We start from the raw sequence: 20635 nt of genomic DNA on the forward strand, positions 1-20635 counted from the left end.
GGCTCACAGTTTCGCCCGGGAATGAGCAGGAGACGCAGCCTTGCGCTTCTTATGGGATTTTTTGGATGGCACGACTTCCGGGCCGGATGGCGGCCAGGGGGTCAAGCAGAATGCGAGGGCATTACTGCGCTTCGAACAGGTGCGCGCCATCGTTCGGATGACGCCGGCGGCGGTGGCGAGTTCCGCCTGCGCCTCACTGATTTTGCTTGCGGTGTGTTTCCACACCGGGCTGTTGCCGACGCTGTTGATCTGGATCGGGGCGCTGGCGGTCATGCAGTTGATCGGGCTGCGCGCCTGGTGGCGATCCCGCCAGATGGCGCACAAGCCCGAGAACGCAAACAAAGCGATGCGTCATGCGGTCGGCAATGCCTTCGTGCAAGGGGCGATCTGGGGTTTCGTGCCGATCCTGTTCTTCGCCGAACCGGATGTATCGATGCGGATCGCGGCGTGTATCGCGGTGATCGCCGGCATGTGCGCGGCGGCCATGGCATTGATGACCGTGCCGCGCGCGACGCTCGCCTTCACCGTGCCGGTGATCGCAGCCACCGTCTGGGCCGCGCATACCAGCCTGGTGCCAAGCGAGGCCAATGTGGTGACGATTCTCGTCATCGCTTTCGGCGTGATCGTCAATTTCATCTCGCTGGTTTATGCGCGGGGCTTCGTGCGCAATCTGATTTCGATCTATGAGGTCAAGGAGCAAAAGGACATCATCGGTCTGCTGCTCAAGGAATTCGAAGAGAACTCGAGCGACTGGCTTTGGGAATTCGACCGCACGGGCCGGATTGACCGGGTGTCCAACAGGTTTGCCGCGGCTGCCGGCTGCAATCGCTCGAGCCTCGTCGGGCGTGATTTCGGCGGTTATCTCAATTCGATTACCGAGGAAGACGATCCGCATGTGGCGCGCATCCTGAATGCGATTGCGCAGCGCGCGACCTTCCATGACATCGAAGTCCGCATCAAATCCGAACAGTCCGAGCGCTGGTGGAAACTGACCGGCAAGCCGGCCTTTGACCAGTTCGGCGATTATGTCGGCTATATCGGTACGGGCTCGGACGTGTCTGCGCGCAAGCTTGCGGAGCGCCGCATCAACATGCTGGCGCATAATGATCCGCTGACAGGGCTTTTAAACCGCGCCAAGTTCACAGAACAGCTGGCGCATGCGGTGGCCCGGCTCGAGCGCTATGGCTCGCCATTTGCCGTCCTCTATCTCGATCTCGACCAGTTCAAGCTGGTGAACGATACGCTGGGTCACATGGCAGGCGACAAGCTGCTGCTGCAGGTGGCAGACCGTATTCGCCAGGTGGTGCGCCAGACCGATTGCGTGGCGCGTCTCGGTGGTGACGAGTTCGCGGTGATCATGGGTGATGATTGCACCAATGATCAGGCGGCCTTGGTGGCCACCCGGCTGATCGAGCGGATTTGTGAGCCCTATGAGATCGAACACGAAGTCGTGCAGATCGGGCTGAGCGTCGGGATCGCCATGGCGCCGATCAATGGCACGCGGCCGGACCAGCTTCTGCGCAATGCCGACCTGGCGCTCTATCGCGCCAAGGATGAGGGCAGGGGAACGTATCGCTTCTTCGAAAGCCGCATGGATTCAGAGGTGCGCGAGCGCCGCATGCTGGAGCTCGAACTGCGCCAGGCGGTCGAGGATGGCCAGCTCACACTGCATTACCAACCGCTCGTCACTGCCCGCAGCGGTCGTACGATCGCTTTTGAGGCGCTGATGCGCTGGCATCACCCGATCCGGGGCATGGTGCCGCCGATCGAATTCATTCCGATTGCCGAGCAGTCGGGTTTGATCATGGAGATCGGCGACTGGACGATTCGTGAGGCCTGCCGTACCGCATCGCGCTGGCCGGAGGGGCTGTCGGTTGCCGTCAATCTCTCCGCGAAGCACTTCAAGATGTCGGACATCGTCCAGGTTGTGACCGATGCGCTTGATGACACAGGACTAGCCTCGGAACGGCTTGAACTGGAAATCACCGAGAGCCTGTTGATCGAGAATCCAGATGAGGTGATCGGCAAGCTGCGGCAGCTCAAGGATCTGGGCGTCACCATCGCCATGGATGATTTCGGCACCGGCTATTCGAGCCTCGCCTATCTGATGAAATTCCCCTTCGACAAGATCAAGATCGACAAGAGCTTCATCGACCGGTCGGGGGGCGACCCGGTGGCCCGCGATATCCTGAGGGCGGTCGCGACACTCGGGAAGTCGCTCAAGATCGAGATCACCGCCGAAGGCGTCGAGACCGAAGAACAGGTCGCCTTCCTCAGAGAAATCGGCTGCGATCAGTTGCAGGGCTTCTATTTCGCCAAGCCGCTCAACAAGCGGGACATGGCGCGCTACCTGCTGCGCCGGTTCACCACCGACCGCGCCGAAGAAATGGAACGCGCCGCCGCCACGCCTGCAATCCGGAAGGTGGCGGGCTGACCCCAAAACACCAATTCGACCTCCAATCGAAAAGGGCCGGCGCAAAGCCGGCCCTTGTTTTTTGTCGGTTTTTCCGTGGTGGCGCCAAGCCTATTTGGCGGTGATGGCGCGCAGCATCCAGATCGCCTTCTCGTGGAAAGTGATGCGTGCCGTCAGCATATCGGCGGTCACGATATCTTTCTGCTCCTCGGCGAGTTCGGCCGTTTCGCGAAAGCGGCGGGCAACGGCCTCATGGTCGTTGACCAGGGTCTTGAGCATCTCGGCGGCCTCGAGTGTGTCGTCTTTTTCCTCGGTGACGACGGATTCGTCGAGCATCTTCGAGATGCTGCCCGGTGCCGGGTGCCCCAGGGCACGCACGCGCTCGGCAAGATCGTCGGCAGCCTCGAACAGATCCTGATAGTGCTCTTCGGTCAGGTTATGGATCGAGAAGAACAGCGGACCCACCACGTTCCAGTGGAAGGCCTGGGTCTTGATCATCAGGACATATGTATCGGCTAGGCAGCCCTCGAGGGCATGGGCCAGTTTGGCCGTGCTGTTGATACCGGTTTCCGGTTCGGTGACGGTGGCTTCCGTGCGCAGAACGCTGGTCGACATGTTTGCCTCCTTATTTGCGCTGAATTGCTGTCGGATGTCGTGCCCGGGATGGGCACATGGATCACCACCACAACGCGCCAGCCGCGAAGGGGTTGCATGAAAATGCGCGGCTGACCCTCATAATCTGCATGTGACAAACTACGGGCACTATTGCAGTATTGGTGTCAGGGAGGCCCCATCCGTATTCAAGGAGGATGCGATGGCCAAAAAACCGGTTGTACTCGATGCACCCCGTCCGGAGCCCCGGGCGAAGGATGCTGACACGCTGGCTTCGGAGATTCTGGAGCGGTTGACTTATTCGGTCGGCAAGGACCCGATCGTTGCACGGCCCCATGACTGGCTGACGGCGACCATTCTCGCAGTGCGGGCGCGGATCGTCGACAAGTGGATGGAGTCAACGCGCGCCACCTATGCGCGCGAAGACAAGCGGGTCTATTACCTGTCGCTCGAATTTCTGATCGGGCGGCTGTTGCGCGATGCCATGTCCAATCTGGGCCTGATGGACCAGATCAAGGATGCGCTGTCGCGCTTCGATGTGGAATTCGAGGCCATACTGGAACTCGAGCCGGATGCGGCGCTCGGCAATGGCGGGCTCGGTCGTCTGGCGGCTTGCTTCCTTGAATCGATGTCGACCATCAAGGTGCCGGCCTATGGCTATGGCATCCGCTATCAGCATGGGCTTTTCCGCCAGGAAATGGCCGATGGCTGGCAGGTGGAACTGCCCGAGGAATGGCTGGCGCATGGCAACCCCTGGGAATTCGAGCGCCGCGAAGCCGCGTATGAAATCGGCTTTGGCGGTACCGTCGATGCGCATACCGATGATGAAGGCGAAGTGCATCATCATTGGCGCCCGGCCGAAAAGGTGCTGGCTGTCGCCTTCGATACACCTGTTGTCGGCTGGCGGGGGGCGCGGGTTAACACGCTGCGGCTCTGGAGCGCACAGCCGATCGATCCGATCCTCCTCGACAAGTTCAACTCCGGCGATCACATCGGCGCATTGCAGGAAAGCTCGCGCGCAGAGACGATTACCCAGGTTCTTTATCCTGCCGATTCAACGCCTGCAGGCCAGGAATTGCGGCTGAAGCAGGAGTTCTTCTTCTCCTCCGCTTCGCTGCAGGACATCCTGCGCCGGCACCTGCAGCAATATCCCGATCTCACCAATCTGCCCGACAAGGTCGCCATTCAGCTCAACGATACGCATCCCGCGATCTCGGTGGCCGAACTGATGCGGCTGCTGGTCGATGAGCACGATCTCAAGTGGGAACAGGCCTGGGAGATCACCAAGGGCGTATTCTCCTACACCAATCATACCCTGATGCCCGAGGCGCTCGAGACCTGGCCGGTGGCGCTGGTTGAGCGGCTATTGCCGCGCCAGATGCAGATTATCTACGCGATCAACGCCGACCTCCTGCGCACGATCCGCAAGTCCCACAAGGCCGACGAAGCGCATATCGCGCAGATTTCGCTGATCGACGAACATGCCGGGCGGTATGTACGCATGGCGCAGCTCGCCTTTGTCGGCTCGCATGCGATCAACGGGGTGTCAGCGCTTCATACGGAGCTGATGAAGAAGACCGTTTTTGCGCCGATCCACGCGATCTTCCCCGACCGCATCCAGAACAAGACCAACGGCATCACTCCGCGGCGCTGGCTGTTCCAGTGTAATCCGGGGCTGACACGGCTGATCGAGCGCCGGATCGGCGACCGGTTCATGGATGATGCGGAGGCGCTATCTGCGCTCGCCGACCACGCGAATGATCCGGGCCTGCAAGAGCAATTCGGGCGGGTCAAACGCGAGAACAAGCAGCGCCTGGCCGATCTCATCCGCGAAAGGGTGGGGCTGAGCGTGAGCCCGGACGCCCTGTTCGACGTGCAGATCAAGCGGGTGCATGAATACAAGCGCCAGCTCCTCAACATCATCGAGACAGTGGCGCTTTACGACGCGATCCGCGCCCATCCCGAAAAGGATTGGGTGCCGCGGGTGAAGATCTTCGCCGGCAAGGCAGCCCCGGGCTACTGGAATGCCAAGTTGATCATCAAGCTGGCGAATGATGTTGCGCGGGTCATCAATTACGACCCGGCGGTGCGCGGGCTCCTGAAAGTGGTATTCCTGCCCAACTACAATGTGTCGCTTGCCGAGACGATTATTCCGGGCGCCGATCTCAGCGAACAGATTTCGACCGCCGGCATGGAAGCGGCGGGCACCGGCAACATGAAGTTCGCGCTCAATGGCGCTCTGACCGTCGGAACCCTCGACGGGGCCAATGTCGAGATCAGGGAACGGGTCGGGCCCGAAAACATCTTCATTTTCGGCATGACCGCAGACGAGGTGGCCTCCCGCCGGGCCAACGAATATGCGCCGCGCGAAGTGATCGAGGCGTCGCCCAAGCTTGGCGAGGCGCTTGACGCCATTGCCACCGGTGTGTTTTCGCCGGACGATCCCGATCGTTATCGCGATCTGATCGGCGGGCTCTATGATCACGACTGGTTCATGGTCGCTGGTGACTTCGATGCCTATTTTGCGGTTCAGCGCCAGATCGACGATGTTTATGCCGATGCGCAGCGCTGGCAGAGCATGGCCATCCGCAACACGGCCAATGTCGGCTGGTTCTCCTCCGACAGGACCATCGCGCAATATGCCGAGGAGATCTGGGGAATTCCAAGGACAGAAGGGTAGCTCATGGCCTCAAACTGGCGCAGTGCAGACAGCGAGATCATCAAGGTCGTCTCCGGCGAACATAATGATCCATTCGCGGTTCTGGGGCTGCACGAGGTCGAGGGCGGTTTTGTCACGCGGGCCTTTGTGCCCCACGCGCAGACCCTTGAGGCGCGACGCATGGACGGCAAGTCGCTGGGCGAATTGACCCGGCGGCATGATGCGGGCTTTTTCGAAGGAAAAGTGGCCCTCCAAGACTACCAGCCGATCATGTACCGGGCCGCAAATGAGGGTGGCGAGTGGGATGTGGCCGAGCCCTATTCGTTCGGGCCGGTGCTCGGGCCCATCGATGACTATTATCTCGGCGAGGGCTCACATCTGCGCCTTTTCGACAAGCTCGGCGCCCATTTCATGGAATTCGAGGGGGTCGAAGGCACGCATTTCGCGGTCTGGGCACCCAATGCCAAGCGGGTCTCGGTGGTGGGCCCGTTCAATGACTGGGACGGCCGCCGACACGCCATGCGCTCGCGCCTCAATACCGGGGTCTGGGAAATTTTCATTCCCTGGATCGGGCCGGGCACGATCTACAAGTTCGAGATTCTCGGCGCTACGGGCAAGATCCTGCCGCTCAAGGCCGACCCCTTCGGCCAGCAGGCGGAGCTGCGCCCCGGTAACGCCTCGATCGTGGCGGATCCGACACCGTTCGACTGGACGGACAAGGACTATCTCGATGCCCGGCGCGAGCGGGACAAGCGGCGGGTGCCAATCTCTGTGTACGAGGTGCACCCGGGCTCATGGCGCCGCCATGAAGACGGGCGCATGCTGTCCTATGACGAGATGGCGGATCAGTTGATCCCCTATGTCCGGGAGATGGGCTTCACTCATATCGAGTTCCTGCCGATCTCCGAGCATCCCTACGACCCGAGCTGGGGCTATCAGCCCATCGGCCTTTATGCGCCGACATCGCGCTTCGGCGACCCAAAGGGTTTTGCGCGATTTGTCGATGCCGCCCATGCGGCCGATATCGGGGTCATTCTCGATTGGGTGCCGGCGCATTTCCCGACCGACGAGCACGGGCTGGCCTGGTTCGACGGGACCGCGCTTTACGAGCATGCCGATCCGCGACGAGGGTTCCACCCCGACTGGAACACGGCGATCTATAATTTCGGGCGCCGGGAAGTGCGCTCCTTCCTCGTCAACAACGCGCTATTCTGGCTCGAGAAATTCCACATCGACGGGCTGCGCGTCGATGCTGTCGCCTCGATGCTCTATCTCGATTATTCCCGCAAACAGGGGGAATGGGTCGCCAACGAGAAAGGCGGGAACGAGAATCTCGAGGCGATCGAGTTTCTTCAGGCCTTCAACAAGGAGGTCTATGCCCTGCATCCGGGCACCTTCACCGTGGCGGAGGAATCGACGTCGTGGCCCGGCGTTTCGAAGCCGGTTCATGAAGGCGGGCTCGGGTTCGGCTTCAAGTGGAATATGGGCTTCATGCACGACACGCTCGATTACCTGAAGCGTGATCCCGTGCATCGCCGCTTCCACCACAACAACATGACCTTCGGGTTGATCTACGCATTCTCGGAGAATTTCGTGCTGCCGCTCAGCCATGACGAAGTGGTGCACGGGAAGGGCTCGCTGCTCAACAAGATGAGCGGAGACGATTGGCAGCAATTCGCCAATCTCAGGGCCTATTACGGTTACATGTGGGGTTATCCGGGCAAGAAGCTGTTGTTCATGGGTCAGGAATTCGCCCAGCGGAACGAATGGAACGAGAGCCGGGCGCTCGATTGGTGGCTGATGGACGCGCCCGCCCATGCCGGCGTGGCGCACCTGATCGCAGACCTCAATCGCGTCTATCGCGACAATCCGGCACTGCATGCGCGCGATTGCGAACCGGACGGCTTCGAATGGCTGATGGCCGATGATGCGGACCAGTCGGTCTTCGCCTGGCTTCGCAAGGCCGATGGCGAGAAGCCGGTGGCAGTTGTCGTCAACATGACGCCGGTGGCGCGCGAGAATTTCCAGGTGCCTGCGCCCAAACCTGGACGCTGGCGCGAAATCCTGAACACGGATTCGGAGCGTTATGGCGGCTCCAACACAGGCAATCAGGGTGTGATCGAAGCCAAAGCAGAAGCGGGGAGAGGCTGGCCGGCCAGCTTCACCATGACCCTGCCGCCCCTGGCGACGGTCTATCTCGAACCGGAAGAGTAGGCGACAGGGAGGACGAACATGCCAGAGAACAGAAATACCGCGGCGCCATTGGCGCGTGACGCCATGGCCTATGTGCTGGCCGGGGGGCGCGGCAGCCGCCTGATGGAACTGACCGACCGGCGCGCCAAGCCTGCGGTGTTCTTCGGGGGGAAGTCGCGGATCATCGACTTCGCGCTGTCCAACGCCATCAATTCGGGTATCCGCCGCATATCGGTGGCGACACAGTACCAGGCGCACAGCCTTATCCGGCACCTGCAACGGGGCTGGAACTTTCTGCGGCCTGAACGAAACGAAAGTTTCGATATTCTGCCCGCCAGCCAGCGCGTGGCTGAGGACAAATGGTATGCCGGCACCGCCGATGCGGTCTATCAGAACATGGACATCATCGAAGATCTGGCACCGCGCTATATCGTCATTCTGGCCGGCGACCACGTCTACAAGATGGACTACGAACTCATGCTGCGCCAGCATGAGGACACAGGCGCCGATGTGACCGTGGGGTGCCTCGAAGTGCCGCGCGAGGAGGCGAGCGCCTTCGGGGTGATGCATGTCGACGGGCGTGACCAGATTGTCGATTTCGTCGAAAAGCCTGCCGATCCTCCGGGCATTCCCGACAAGCCTGAATTCGCTCTGGCCTCGATGGGCATCTACGTGTTCGAGACCAATTTCCTGATGGAGCAGTTGCGACGCGATGCCGAGGAACCGGGCTCGAAGCGCGATTTCGGGCGCGACATCATTCCCTATATCGTCAAGCACGGTACCGCCTGGGCGCACCGTTTCCCGCGCTCCTGTGTGCGCTCGAGCATGGAGCCGGTTTCCTATTGGCGCGATGTGGGGACGATCGATGCCTATTGGGAAGCCAATATCGATCTGACCGGGGCTGCCCCGCAGCTCGATCTTTATGACCGGGATTGGCCGATCTGGACCTATGCCGAGATCACCCCACCGGCCAAATTCGTGCACGACCTCGAAGGACGGCGCGGGCAGGCGGTGTCTTCACTGGTTTCGGGCGACTGCATCGTTTCCGGCGCCAGCCTGCGCTCAACGCTGTTATCGACCGGCTCGCGGGTTCATTCCTTTTCCGAGCTCGATCAGGCGGTGATTCTGCCCTATTGCACCATCGATCGTGGCGCGCGGCTCAAGAATGTGGTCGTCGACCGTGGCGTCGACATTCCGGAAAACCTCGTTGTCGGTGAGGATCCGGAATTCGATGCCAAATGGTTCCGGCGCACTGAAAAAGGCACCGTCCTGATCACCAAACCCATGATTGACCGGTACCTGGCGTCCAAATGATCGAAATCCTGTCGGTGACCTCCGAGATCTACCCGCTTGTCAAAACCGGCGGGCTGGCCGATGTGGCAGGCGCGCTGCCGATGGCGCTCAAGCCGCATGGCCACAAGATGCGCACGGTATTGCCGGGCTATCCCAAGGTGGTCGACAAGATGCACCGGGCGAAGGTGGCCGCCGAGATCAAGGACCTGTTCGGCGGACCGGCGCGGTTGTTGACCGGGCGGCTCAAGGGGCTCGACCTGATCGTGATCGATGCGCCGCATCTCTATGCCCGCGAGGGGAGCCTTTATACCAATGGCAGCGGCGGTGACTGGCCGGACAACTGGAAGCGGTTCGCGGCGCTCGGCTGGGTGGCCGCCGAACTCGCCCACGGACTGATCGAGGGCTATGAGCCCGATATCCTGCATGCCCATGACTGGCAGGGTGCGATGGCCTGCGCCTATTTGCGCTACCATGAGGGCAAGCCCGTGCCCTCGATCATCACCATCCATAACCTTGCCTTCCAGGGACGGTTTTCGGCCGAGATCTTTTCCGAGCTGCGCCTGCCGGATGAAGCGTTTTCGATGGATGGCGTCGAATATTATGGTGGTGTGGGGTTCCTCAAGGCCGGGCTCGCCTCGGCCTCCGCAATCACCACAGTCAGTCCCAGCTATGCACGCGAGGTGCGTACCGCTGAAGGGGGCATGGGGCTACAGGGCCTTCTCGACATGCGGTTTGCCGATCTTCACGGCATTACCAACGGGATCGACCTGACCGACTGGGACCCGGCCATCGACAAGGCGCTGAACACGCAATTCACCGCGGCTCAGATTCAGCAGCGGGCGGGCAACAAACGGGCGCTGGAGGTCGAGTTCGAGCTCGATTCCGACGATGGCCCGCTCTTCGGCGTGGTCAGCCGGCTGACCTGGCAGAAGGGCATCGATGTGCTGGTTGAAGCTGCTGACCGGCTGGTTGCTCTGGGGGGACGGCTGGCGGTGCTCGGGTCGGGGGAGAGTGCGCTGGAGGGTGCCGTCAAGGCTGCCGCTCAACGCCATGAAGGGCGGATCGGGGTCAAGATCGGTTATGACGAAAACCTGTCCCACCTGATGCAGGGCGGTGCGGATGCCATGATCGTGCCGTCGCGGTTCGAACCGTGCGGGCTCACCCAGCTTTACGCGCTGCGCTATGGCTGCGTGCCGGTGGTCTCCCGGGTTGGCGGACTGGCCGACACCATCATCGATGCTAATGACGCGGCACTGAGCGCAGGGGTTGCAACCGGGATCCAGTTCGCGCCGTTGACGGTGCAGGCGCTTGGCGATGCACTGGCGCGGGCTGTCGAATTGTATGAGCAGCCCAAGATCTGGCGGCGGCTGCAGCGCTGCGGCATGAAATCCGATGTATCCTGGAGCCACAGCGCGTCGCGCTATGCTGCGCTCTACGAAGACCTGCTGGCTTCGAAGGAAGGGTGAAGATGACCAAGACCGTTTCAACAACGCCCTATGACGATCAGAAACCGGGGACGAGCGGGCTGCGCAAACGCGTGCCGGTCTTCGCCCAGCCCAACTATGTTGAGAATTTCGTGCAGTCGGTGTTCGATTGCCTTTCCGGGATCGAAGGACAGACGCTGATTATCGGCGGGGACGGGCGCTACTACAATGCCGAGGCGATCCAGAAGGCGATCCGCATCGCGGCGGCCAATGGATTTGGCAGGGTGATCGTGGGGCAGGGCGGGTTGCTCTCGACTCCGAGCGTCTCCAACCTCATCCGCACCACCGGGGCCTTTGGCGGTCTTGTGCTCAGCGCCAGTCACAATCCGGGCGGCCCGGATGGCGATTTCGGCATCAAGTACAATATCGGCAATGGCGGGCCGGCGCCCGAGCGGCTGACCGATGCGATCTACGCCCGCACCCAGATCATTGACAGTTATCGCACGATCGACAGCGAAGACATCGATCTGGGGACCCAGGGGGTTCACCGGGTTGGCGAGATGACCGTCGAGGTCATTGATCCCGTTTCGGCCTATGCCGACCTGATGCAGGAACTGTTTGACTTCGATGCGATCCGGGCGCTGTTCGCCTCGGGCTTCAAAGTGAAGTTCGACGCCATGCATGCAGTGACCGGGCCTTACGCCAAGCGCATTCTGGAGGAAGAGCTGGGAGCGCCTCCGGGAACCGTCTTGAATGGCGTGCCGAGCGAGGATTTCGGCGGGCACCATCCTGACCCCAATCCCGTGCATGCCGCCCATCTCATCGAGATGGCGATGGCCGCGGACGGTCCGGAACTCTGCGCCGCCTCCGACGGGGATGGCGACCGGAACATGATCATCGGCCGCGGCTGCCCGGTCTCGCCCTCGGATTCCCTTGCGGTGATCACTGCCAATGCGCATCTGGCGCCCGGCTATCGCGATGGCATTGCCGGGGTGGCGCGCTCGATGCCCACCAGCGGTGCGGCCGATCGCGTTGCCGAGGCCCTGGGCATCGATCTTTACGAAGTCCCGACAGGCTGGAAGTTTTTCTGCACGCTGCTCGATGCCGGCCGGGTCACGATCTGTGGCGAGGAAAGCGCCGGCACCGGTTCCAACCATGTCCGCGAGAAAGACGGTTTGTGGGCGGTGCTGATGTGGCTCAACATTCTTGCCGCCCGGCACCAGAGCGTGGCCGAAATCCTGGAGGATCACTGGCGACGCTATGGCCGGAACTACTATTCCCGGCACGACTTTGAAGAGGTCGACAAAGGGGCTGCCGAGGACATGATGCAGGCCATGCGGGACCGGTTCGGTGAACTGACCGGCGCCGAATTCGACGGTCGCCGGATCGCCCAGGCCGACGATTATGCCTATCGCGATCCGATCGATCGCTCGGAAACCAGCTCGCAAGGGATCCGGTTGATCTTCGAAGACGGCGCACGGATCATCTTCCGCCTCTCGGGCACCGGCACTGTGGGCGCGACAGTCCGGCTCTATGTCGATCGATTCGAGCCCGCCGATGGTGATCTCAGTCTTGAGACCCAGGCTGCACTGTCCGGCCTTTTCGCGCTCGCGGATGAGATTTCCGGGCTCAAACAGCGCCTCGGGCGCAGCGACCCCACCGTCATCACGTGACCATGGTCAATCCGCGTTTGGTTCCCGGTTCGGGGTCTCCGGCACGGCTGGGGGCCGATGTGCATGCCGACGGCGTCGATTTTGCCGTCTTCTCCGCCCATGCCGAGTGGATCGAGATCTGCCTGTTCGACGAGGCCGACCATGAGACCCATCGTTTCATTCTCGACGGGCGCGAAGGGGACATTCATTTCGGGCGCGTTGAAGGGATCGGCTCGGGCGCGAAATACGGTTTGCGCGCCGAAGGGGCCTATGATCCGGCCCGCGGATTCTGGTTCGATCCCGACAAGCTTCTGGTCGATCCATGGGCCCAGCGGATCGATCGTCCCTTCGAACTCGACAAGGTGCTGAGCGCGCCGAGGGGAGAAGCAGGCGACACTGCGCCGGTCGTGCCAAAAGCGTTTGTCTGCAAGCCGTTAGCCGGATTTCGCCCGAAACAGATTCAAGCGCCCGGCCTGATCTATGAACTCAATGTGCGCGGCTACACCAAGCTGCACCCGGATGTGCCAGAGCGGCTGCGCGGCACGGTTGCGGGGCTCACCGAACCGGCGGTGATCGAGCATTTGCATCGCATCGGGGTCGATACGGTCGAACTGATGCCGATGGCGGCCTGGGCCAATGACCGGCATCTGCCGGCGCTCGGGCTGACCAATTCCTGGGGCTACAATCCGATCACCATGTTCGCGCCCGATCCGCGGCTTTGTCCCGGGGGCATGGGGGATGTGCGCGAACTGACGGCTGCCTATGCGGAGGCCGGCATCGCCGTGGTGCTCGACGTTGTCTACAACCATACCGGGGAGGGCGATGACCTCGGCCCGGTGCTGAGTTTTCGCGGGCTCGATGCGCTGAGCTATTATCGCTATCGCGAGACCGAGAAGGGACTCGCGCTCGACAATCTGGTCGGGACCGGCAACGCTCTCGATACCAGCCACCCCATCGTCCAGCGTCTGACGGTCGAAAGCCTAAAGCATTGGGTGGAAGCCGGGGGCATATCCGGGTTCCGGTTCGATCTGGCGCCCGTTCTGGGGCGGACCGAACATGGATATGATCCCCATGCCCCGCTGATTGAGGCGATCCGCAAGGACAAGCTGCTGGGCAAATGCCTGTTGATCGCCGAGCCCTGGGACCCGGCGCCGGGCGGCTATCAGCTGGGGCATTTCCCCTCGCCCTTTTACGAATGGAACGATCAGTATCGCGACACGGTGCGCCGGTTCTGGCGTGGTGATGAGGGGATTGTGGGGCGTCTCGCCGATGTGCTGGCGGGCAGCGCACGCCAGTTCCGCGACACCGGGCGCCACGCGGCTGCCAGTGTCAACTTCCTCACCGCCCATGATGGCTTCACCCTGGCCGATCTTGTCTCCTATGAGCGCAAGCACAACGCGGCCAATGGCGAAGACAACCGCGACGGGCACGACCACAATTACGCCTGGAACAACGGGGTTGAAGGGCCGAGCACGGACGAACAGGTCAACTCTGCGCGGCGGGCTGACATTCTGGCATTGCTCGCGACGCTGTTCGTTTCGCGCGGCACACCCATGTTGCTGGCCGGAGACGAGTTGGGCCGTAGCCAGCAGGGCAACAACAATGCCTATGCCCAGGACAACGCCTTGAGCTGGGTGGACTGGGACAGTGCCGATGGGGACCTGGTTGCCCATGTCGCGGCGCTTGCCGAATTGCGGCGCAATCACCCAGCACTGCACGCTCCGGAATTTCTCGACGGGCATGCCGATGAGAGCGGGCGGCGCGACTGCATCTGGTACAATGCCGATGGCCGCGAGATGGAAATCGCCGACTGGCAGCTGGCCGAAGCCGATATTCTCGGTTTACGGTTGCTGGAAGGGGATGATGCGGTGCTGATCTGGTTCAACCGCGCTCACGAAACCCGTTTGGTGCATCTGCCGAAATCACCGCTCGGGCGCTGGCAGGCGCTGGCGCCGCTCGATGGAGATGTCGAAGTCGGGGGACGCGAGCTGACGCTGCCGGCCCGGTCAGTGCGGGCATTGGTTGCGGTCGCCGAAGACGTCAGGTGACGTTGGGGCCGAGATGTTCGGCGAGGAAATCAATGAAAACGCGGGTCTTGAGCGCCAGCTTGCGCCGGTGCGGGTAGAGCACGTGGATCGGGGTGCGTTCGGTTGCGATATCGGGCAGCACGATTTCGAGCTTGCCGTCTGCGATCGACTGGTCGGCGAGAAAGCGCGGCATATAGCACAGGCCGAGGCCGGCCTCGGCCATGCCGATCAGCACATCGCCATTGTTCGACCGGATACGGTCATTCGCGGTGAAACTGCGCGCGCCTGACCATGGCGGCGGGCTCGTCCGCAGGGTGTAATTGAGGATCGGCCAGTTGCGCAGTTCCGCCTCCGAAGATGGCGGGCCGCCCATGCGCTTGATCAGGGCCGGGGCGGCGGCGAGTACATGCACGGTTTCTCCGATCTTGCGGGTGATCAGCGAATCCTGTCCTGCCGCACCGATGCGGATGGCGAGATCCAGCCCGTTCTCGACGAGATCGACGAAGCTATCGGTCATCTCGAGGTCGATCTGGACCTTGGGATTGAGTTCGAGAAATTTCGGCAGTACCGGCCCAAGATGACGGATGCCGAAACTGACCGGGGCAGTAACGCGAAGTCTTCCTTGCGGCTCGAGCGCGCTGGCGGCGAACCGGCTCTCGATCTCGTAGTTCTGCTCGAGCATGGCCCGACAGTGGTCGAGATATTCCTGTCCTGCTTCAGTCAGGGACACCTTGCGTGTGGTGCGGTTGAGCAGGCGGACATTGAGCCGGTCCTCAAGCAGGCTGAGGGTACGGCTGACAATGGCCTTGGAACAGCCAAGCCGTTCTGCCGCCGAGGTGATGCCGCCGGTTTCAGCTACGGCCACAAAGACCGACATGGCGTTCAATACGTCCATTCTGCGCTCCAAACCTACGGGAAATATCTAATGATTGTCTCAATTCGTCAAACGAACGTCACTGCGACAAATGGGCTGGCGGCGGCACGGAGTCGAGTCAAATAAAGGTCAGTAACACTCACTGATACCGTCTGAACATGTTAAGTAATTAGGTATTTTTACTGGCACACGCGGCCGGGACTGGATGCATTTCCTCATCGGGAACAATACGCATACATGTCGATTGTCGCATAAGTTAAGTAAATAACGCTTTGAATCGATTGGCATTTTGGTCGAAGACTTGAAAGTAATGTTGTTTTGTTTCAATTGAGTCTTTGAGGTTTATTACTATACAGGAAAATGGAGTCAGGCTTCAGTTAGCGATTGTTCGCAAACGGGAGAACTGACATGCGTTTTCAATATTTGAAGTGGGCTTTGGTCCCGGCGTTTGCGGCGCTGGCGTTTTCGACCGTGCCGGCCCAGTCCCTCAGCCTCAATGTCGGTGGTATCGGTGTCGACGTCCTGGAAAATGACGACGACAACGACGTTGATGCCAATGTCAGCCTTGGTGGTTCGGGCGGCTCGGGTGGCACCAACACCAGCGTCAACGTCGGACTCGGCGGCGGATCGAATGGCGGTGGTGGCGGGGTTAACGCCAATGTCAATCTGGGCCTCGGCGGCAACGACAGTGGCGGGGGTACCGGCATCGGCGTCAATATCGGTCTTGGCGGCGGTGGCGACGGTTCCGGCGGCAACGGCGGCAATGGCGGCAACGGCGGCAACGGCGGCAACGGCGGCAGTGGCGATGTCTATTCTGGCGGCGGCAGTGGCGGCGGCGGGGGCGGTGGCACCATCCGCACCGGCAACAGCCGCATCGACTACCTGCTCTATCTGATGCAGTCGCGCGGCTGGGCCAATATCCAGCTGGCCTCCTACGGCTATGTCGATGTTCAGATCGTCGATGTGCGCCGCTGGCTGGGTCGGCGTGGCTACACCCAGCTCTATCCGATCCTCCCGCGCTATTCGGGTTCCATCTATTCGGTGCAGCAGGCGCTCCGCACGAGCGGCATTGCCAACCGGGTCAGGGTCGACATCTCCCGCGTCATCGCGATGGATGTACAGCGCAACCGGATCATCCTCTACGTCCTGTAATCCTACTCCACTCATTCCCCTCCCAGGGCCAAATACCGGATGATACCGTGAAGAACCGGACCGCAAGGCCCGGTTCTTTTTGATGGGACTGGGGGGCTCCCGGGAAGGGCCGGGTCCTCAGGGCCCGGTTCTTCTGGCTCAAAACAAACAAAAGGCCGGGCGTGAAGCCCGGCCCCGTTCGCGCGGAGGAGGAAGAGGTCGCGCGCCGGGCCCGGTCAGCGTTCCAGGGAAGCGCTGAACGGCCCCGGTTTTCTTGTTGTCGCGTTTCCGAACGGTGAACCGGTATCCACTTCACCTGGAAACGCTTTAGCCGATCAGGTTGTCTGCCGGCACATAGTCATAGCCGAGGTCGCGGGCGACCGGGGCGCAGGTGACCTTGCCGTCACAGACATTGAGACCGTTCTTGAGGTGACGATCATCCTTGAGGGCCTGCTTCCAGCCCTTGTTGGCGATGTCCATGGCAAAGCGCAGGGTCACATTGTTGAGCGCATAGGTCGAGGTGCGCGCCACTGCGCCCGGCATGTTGGCCACGCAGTAATGGACCACATCGCCGACCATATAGGTCGGTTCGGCATGGGTGGTGGCCTTGGAGGTCTCGAAGCAACCGCCCTGGTCGATGGCGACATCGACGAGCACCGCGCCGCGCTCCATCGTGCCCAGCATGTCGCGGGTCACGAGCTTCGGGGCGGCAGCGCCCGGCACCAGTACGGCGCCGATGACGAGATCGGCAGCGGCAACCTGCTCGGCGAGCGCTGCGGTGGTCGAATAGAGCACCTTTGCGCTCGACTCGAAGTGGTTCTCGAGCTTTTCGAGCACGTTCGGGTTGCGGTCGAGAATGGTGACGTCGGCATGCATGCCGACGGCCATCTGGGCCGCGTTGAAGCCGACGACGCCGCCACCGATGATGACGACCTTGCCCGGCAGCACGCCCGGCACACCGCCCAGCAGCACACCGCGGCCGCCATGGGCCTTTTCAAGCGCGTTGGCGCCGGCGTGGACCGACATGCGGCCCGCAACCTGGCTCATCGGCTTGAGCAGCGGGAGCCCGCCCTGGTCGTCGGTGACGGTTTCATAAGCGATGCAGACGGCGCCGGACTTGACGAGGTCGGCTGTCTGATCGGGATCAGGAGCGAGATGGAGATAGGTATAAAGGATCTGGCCGGGCTTCAGCATGGCGCGCTCGACGGCCTGAGGTTCCTTGACCTTGACGATCATGTCAGCGGTGTCGAAGACCGACGCCGCGTCCGGCAGGATCTTGGCGCCTGCCTCCGTGTAGCGCGCATCATCTGCGCCAATACCTTCGCCGGCTTTGGTTTCGACGAAGAGCTCGTGGCCCGCGCCGACCAGTTCTGCGACACTCTCCGGTGTCAGGCCGACGCGGTATTCATGGTTCTTGATTTCCTTGGGTACGCCGATGCGCATTGGGGGATCCCTCCAACTTGAGATTAGGGGAGTGCGTATAACCCAAATCCCGGCGAATTGGTTTGCATTCCCTGTCCTGATTGTGTCATCTGCGGGATGAAACTGCACGGATGGCGGATTTGTTCGAATGAGCGTTCTCGACGATATCGATCGGCGAATCCTGAGGGTTCTGCAGCGCGACAGCCGGCTGTCGATGATCGAGCTGGGCGAGCAGGTGGGATTGTCGGCCTCGTCCTGTCACCGGCGGGTCAAACAACTCGAAGACAGAGGCATCATCACCGGATACAGCGCCGGGCTCGACGCGGCCAAGGCCGGCTTCGGCATGATGTTTCTGGTCGAGGTGGGCCTGACCAACCAGTCGGAGGCCACGCTCGAGGCCTTCGAGAGCGCGGTGAGGGCGGCGCCCGAAATTCTCGAATGCACGCTCCTGGCCGGCCAGTATGACTATTTGCTCCGGCTCGTGTGCCGGGATGTTGAAGACTTCCAGCACATTCACCGCGAGCGGCTGTCCCGGCTGCCGCATGTGGCGCGGATCCATTCGAACATGGCGATCCGCATCGTCAAACCCTTGTCGGGCTACCCGGTCTGACACCGCCTCGGGCGGGATAGGGACCGCTCCCGTCCTGTGAGGTGGCGCCACATCCCGACCGGATAGCCCGACCGGGAGGTCACGGCGCTGAAGACGACGCCGCGAACGCAAGGGCGCCCACAAGGGCAGAGTTGTAATAGATGGTGACTTCATTGCCGATATAGTCGGCGATGTCGTCTTCATAGCCGGCTTTGGTCACGTCCTCGGCTTCCTCGGTCGGACCGCCAACCATGGCGCCGGTCAGCTCATAGGCCATGGGCGTCTCATTGGAGAACTTTTCCCAGTCGCCATCGTCGACCCCAAGCGTGTTGGCGTGGTGGGGATGTTGGGGCGGATTGTGGCCCCAACCGACAATGAAGGAGCGGTCATATTCATTCTGACCCAGCGCGTAGTCGACCTGGGAGACCGCGAAGTCCCGATATTTCTCCTCGCCGGTCAGCTCAAAAGTGAGCGCGGCCGAGAAGGCGGCGGAGAGGGCCGAGTTGAGGCTGCCCCAGGGCATGTAATAGGCGAGGCCCTTCACATTGGGGCTGTCGCTGACAAGGTCGATTGCCCTGTCATTCGCCGTCTTGAGAAGCGCGATCGCCGCCTCGTCGCCCGCCAGGGCAAGGGAATGGCGGCAATAATCCTCGTTCTGACCCCAGCCGACTACCCAGCCATGATCGTCGAGTTCGGCGCTCAAGGCGCTGGCGCGGTCGAAATAGGTCGTCTCGCCGGTGGCGCGATACAGCTCAATCGCCCCGCACATCTCCGCGTCACGATATTCCCCATCGGTCCAGTTGGCCGCGCACCGTCCATTCTCGTAATAGTCTTCGTCATAAGTGACGTCTTCGCCCTCCGGCGTCTCGCAGACCCCTTCGGGGTAATAGCCATCGGCGACCGTGCCGGGATGGGCCTTGGCGAATGCATCCAGGCGCTTCGCCTGGGCAAGGGCTGCCGCGGCGTAATCCGCGTCATAGGGCATGTAGAGTTTCGACATCAGCGCCAGCGCGGCTGCGGCGATGCCCGCGGTATTCGCCTTGCCGTCCGCATAGACGGGGCGGGGGTCGCCGCCTTGCTCTGCCGGCAGGGCGCTCATCGTCGGGCAGGTATAAAGATTGTCGTGATCCTGGTTGCCGCCGACCCGGGCGATGACCGTGTCGTCGTCCGGCATAACCTTCAGCAAATAGTCGGTCGCGATCTTCACCTCGTCGAGTATATCGGGAATGCCGTTGGGCACGCCCGAATAGGCAATGTCGTCAAGATCCGCGAAGGCATCAGGCCAGACCTCATAGGCCTTGAGCAGGGAATGGGCGGTGAAAGCATTGTTCTGGGTGAATTTTAGGAAGTCACCGGCGTCCATCCAGCCGCCCGTCAGATCATAGCCGGACGCATAGGCCTCGCCATCCCCGAGGTGGCACGTGCTGCCAGCCGGGTTTCTTGCCAACAGCCAGTTGTGATTGTCACCCGAGCGCTGGGCGCCGAAAAACTTGACGGCGAGGGGCAGTGCCTCGGCATAGTCGCTCGTGGTGATTTCGGCGGCATTGGCGCTGGCGATCAGTCCGAAAACAAGGCCGGTGGCGAGCGCCCCGGCCACTAGGCCGTTCAATTTCATCATGTATCCTCCCTCGATCATCACACCATTCCGACCCGGATCGGCATTCATTGTGAGATCGTTCCCATAGTGGTAACGTTCCCACAAAATACAGAGGGACGCAATGCGGGAAATGCGCAATGTAGAGGGGTGGGGGGCGTTCAGGCGGTCAGTCTTCGGGAAACTCGACCTCGGTGGCGATGATGTCGCTGAGCCGCTTGCCGGTGCCCGTCGCGGCATAGATCGAGCGCGGGGGACGAGCGGTGTCGTCGATGGTGCGGGTCACCCATCCGCGCTCCTCCATGGCCTTGAGCGATTGTGACAGGGCGCGGTCGGTGATCGGGGACAAGGCCCTGGCCAGATCGTTGAACTGATGCGGCGTGTGGAGAACGGCGAGGACCGGCAGGGTCCAGGACTTGCGGAGAAGCTCAAGGTCATCGTCGCTGACCGCTTCTCGAATCCGGTGAGCGAGGGGGGCGAAGGCCTTGCCTTTTGCGGTCAGCCGGAATTCCGGACGCAGGGGATGTCCATAGCCGGGATTGCGTTCCATCAGCCCGGCATCGATCAGGTGATCCATGCTTTGTGCGAAGGCGGTTCTGCCCGCGCCCGTCGCCGCCACCAGGGGCGCCTGCCGGCCCGCGACCCCGGCATGAAGGCTCCACAGAATGGGCACCGCCCAGGCCCGGGAGGTGACGTTGACAAGGGAATTAATGTCCATTAAATATAGTTAGCATAATTTTTGACGAGAGGGA

The 20635-nt window shown here is 61.7% G+C and carries 14 protein-coding genes; 9 read left to right on the plus strand and 5 right to left on the minus strand.

Features of this window, described 5'->3' with window-relative positions:
• The first annotated feature begins 40 nt into the window (after positions 1-40).
• Positions 41-2434 carry a putative bifunctional diguanylate cyclase/phosphodiesterase gene (locus tag G489_RS19260; protein WP_051332345.1) on the plus strand — a complete coding sequence of 798 codons (2394 nt, stop codon included), beginning with the start codon at positions 41-43 and terminating at the stop codon, positions 2432-2434.
• A 90-nt stretch (positions 2435-2524) separates the two neighbouring features.
• On the opposite strand, the gene G489_RS0105760 is transcribed toward G489_RS19260, so the two are convergent.
• Positions 2525-3028, minus strand: a complete 504-nt coding sequence (locus G489_RS0105760; RefSeq protein ID WP_051332346.1) for a Dps family protein — start codon at positions 3026-3028, stop codon at positions 2525-2527.
• 199 nt (positions 3029-3227) lie between these two features.
• Between G489_RS0105760 and G489_RS0105765 the strand changes: the two genes are divergently transcribed.
• From G489_RS0105765 to glgX, 6 genes are read left to right on the plus strand one after another with little or no spacing between them, the layout of a single operon-like run.
• The gene (locus G489_RS0105765; RefSeq protein ID WP_029040738.1) at positions 3228-5705 is read left to right on the plus strand and encodes a glycogen/starch/alpha-glucan phosphorylase; all 2478 of its coding nucleotides are present in this window, start codon (positions 3228-3230) and stop codon (positions 5703-5705) included.
• Between the two features lie 3 nt (positions 5706-5708).
• Entirely contained in the window at positions 5709-7898 is a 2190-nt protein-coding gene (gene glgB, locus G489_RS0105770) for a 1,4-alpha-glucan branching protein GlgB (protein ID WP_029040739.1), read from the plus strand.
• Between the two features lie 18 nt (positions 7899-7916).
• On the plus strand, positions 7917-9191 hold the full coding sequence (gene glgC / locus G489_RS0105775; protein ID WP_029040740.1) for a glucose-1-phosphate adenylyltransferase: 1275 nt from the start codon (positions 7917-7919) through the stop codon (positions 9189-9191).
• Entirely contained in the window at positions 9191-10636 is a 1446-nt protein-coding gene (glgA, locus tag G489_RS0105780) for a glycogen synthase GlgA (protein ID WP_029040741.1), read from the plus strand. Before glgC ends, glgA begins: the two co-directional genes overlap by 1 nt.
• A gap of 2 nt (positions 10637-10638) precedes the next feature.
• Entirely contained in the window at positions 10639-12267 is a 1629-nt protein-coding gene (locus G489_RS0105785) for an alpha-D-glucose phosphate-specific phosphoglucomutase (protein WP_029040742.1), read from the plus strand.
• Positions 12268-12269: 2 nt separating this feature from the next.
• On the plus strand, positions 12270-14294 hold the full coding sequence (gene glgX / locus G489_RS0105790; protein WP_051332347.1) for a glycogen debranching protein GlgX: 2025 nt from the start codon (positions 12270-12272) through the stop codon (positions 14292-14294).
• Here glgX and G489_RS0105795 read toward each other — a convergent pair.
• Positions 14287-15168 (minus strand): LysR family transcriptional regulator, encoded by an 882-nt coding sequence (locus G489_RS0105795; protein ID WP_029040744.1) that lies wholly within the window; start codon positions 15166-15168, stop codon positions 14287-14289. The two genes, glgX and G489_RS0105795, sit on opposite strands and share 8 nt — an antisense overlap.
• Positions 15169-15555: 387 nt before the next feature.
• On the opposite strand from G489_RS0105795, the gene G489_RS21660 reads away from it, so the two are divergent.
• Positions 15556-16299, plus strand: a complete 744-nt coding sequence (locus G489_RS21660) for a hypothetical protein (RefSeq protein WP_051332348.1) — start codon at positions 15556-15558, stop codon at positions 16297-16299.
• A 306-nt stretch (positions 16300-16605) separates the two neighbouring features.
• Here G489_RS21660 and ald read toward each other — a convergent pair whose 3' ends face one another.
• The gene (gene ald / locus G489_RS0105805; protein WP_029040745.1) at positions 16606-17721 is read right to left on the minus strand and encodes an alanine dehydrogenase; all 1116 of its coding nucleotides are present in this window, start codon (positions 17719-17721) and stop codon (positions 16606-16608) included.
• Positions 17722-17848: 127 nt separating this feature from the next.
• On the opposite strand from ald, the gene G489_RS0105810 reads away from it, so the two are divergent.
• Entirely contained in the window at positions 17849-18310 is a 462-nt protein-coding gene (locus G489_RS0105810) for an Lrp/AsnC family transcriptional regulator (RefSeq protein ID WP_029040746.1), read from the plus strand.
• Between the two features lie 79 nt (positions 18311-18389).
• On the opposite strand, the gene G489_RS0105815 is transcribed toward G489_RS0105810, so the two are convergent.
• Together G489_RS0105815 and G489_RS0105820 are read right to left on the minus strand one after the other, a co-directional pair.
• The gene (locus G489_RS0105815) at positions 18390-19907 is read right to left on the minus strand and encodes a glycoside hydrolase family 9 protein (protein ID WP_162142407.1); all 1518 of its coding nucleotides are present in this window, start codon (positions 19905-19907) and stop codon (positions 18390-18392) included.
• 145 nt (positions 19908-20052) lie between these two features.
• Entirely contained in the window at positions 20053-20601 is a 549-nt protein-coding gene (locus G489_RS0105820; RefSeq protein WP_029040748.1) for a winged helix-turn-helix transcriptional regulator, read from the minus strand.
• Positions 20602-20635: the final 34 nt, after the last annotated feature.

The sequence above is a fragment of the Cucumibacter marinus DSM 18995 genome (assembly GCF_000429865.1).
Classification (GTDB): domain Bacteria; phylum Pseudomonadota; class Alphaproteobacteria; order Rhizobiales; family Devosiaceae; genus Cucumibacter; species Cucumibacter marinus.

What these genes read in the sequence shown, in the direction of transcription:
- G489_RS0105785 (WP_029040742.1), top strand. Translation starts at nt 10,639, where the DNA reads ATGACCAAGACCGTTTCAACAACGCCCTATGACGATCAGAAACCGGGG.
- glgB (WP_029040739.1), top strand. Translation starts at nt 5,709, where the DNA reads ATGGCCTCAAACTGGCGCAGTGCAGACAGCGAGATCATCAAGGTCGTC.
- G489_RS0105765 (WP_029040738.1), top strand. Translation starts at nt 3,228, where the DNA reads ATGGCCAAAAAACCGGTTGTACTCGATGCACCCCGTCCGGAGCCCCGG.
- G489_RS21660 (WP_051332348.1), top strand. Translation starts at nt 15,556, where the DNA reads ATGCGTTTTCAATATTTGAAGTGGGCTTTGGTCCCGGCGTTTGCGGCG.
- glgX (WP_051332347.1), top strand. Translation starts at nt 12,270, where the DNA reads ATGGTCAATCCGCGTTTGGTTCCCGGTTCGGGGTCTCCGGCACGGCTG.
- G489_RS0105795 (WP_029040744.1), bottom strand. Translation starts at nt 15,168, where the DNA reads ATGGACGTATTGAACGCCATGTCGGTCTTTGTGGCCGTAGCTGAAACC.
- G489_RS0105810 (WP_029040746.1), top strand. Translation starts at nt 17,849, where the DNA reads ATGAGCGTTCTCGACGATATCGATCGGCGAATCCTGAGGGTTCTGCAG.
- glgC (WP_029040740.1), top strand. Translation starts at nt 7,917, where the DNA reads ATGCCAGAGAACAGAAATACCGCGGCGCCATTGGCGCGTGACGCCATG.
- ald (WP_029040745.1), bottom strand. Translation starts at nt 17,721, where the DNA reads ATGCGCATCGGCGTACCCAAGGAAATCAAGAACCATGAATACCGCGTC.
- G489_RS0105820 (WP_029040748.1), bottom strand. Translation starts at nt 20,601, where the DNA reads ATGGACATTAATTCCCTTGTCAACGTCACCTCCCGGGCCTGGGCGGTG.
- G489_RS0105815 (WP_162142407.1), bottom strand. Translation starts at nt 19,907, where the DNA reads ATGATGAAATTGAACGGCCTAGTGGCCGGGGCGCTCGCCACCGGCCTT.
- G489_RS0105760 (WP_051332346.1), bottom strand. Translation starts at nt 3,028, where the DNA reads ATGTCGACCAGCGTTCTGCGCACGGAAGCCACCGTCACCGAACCGGAA.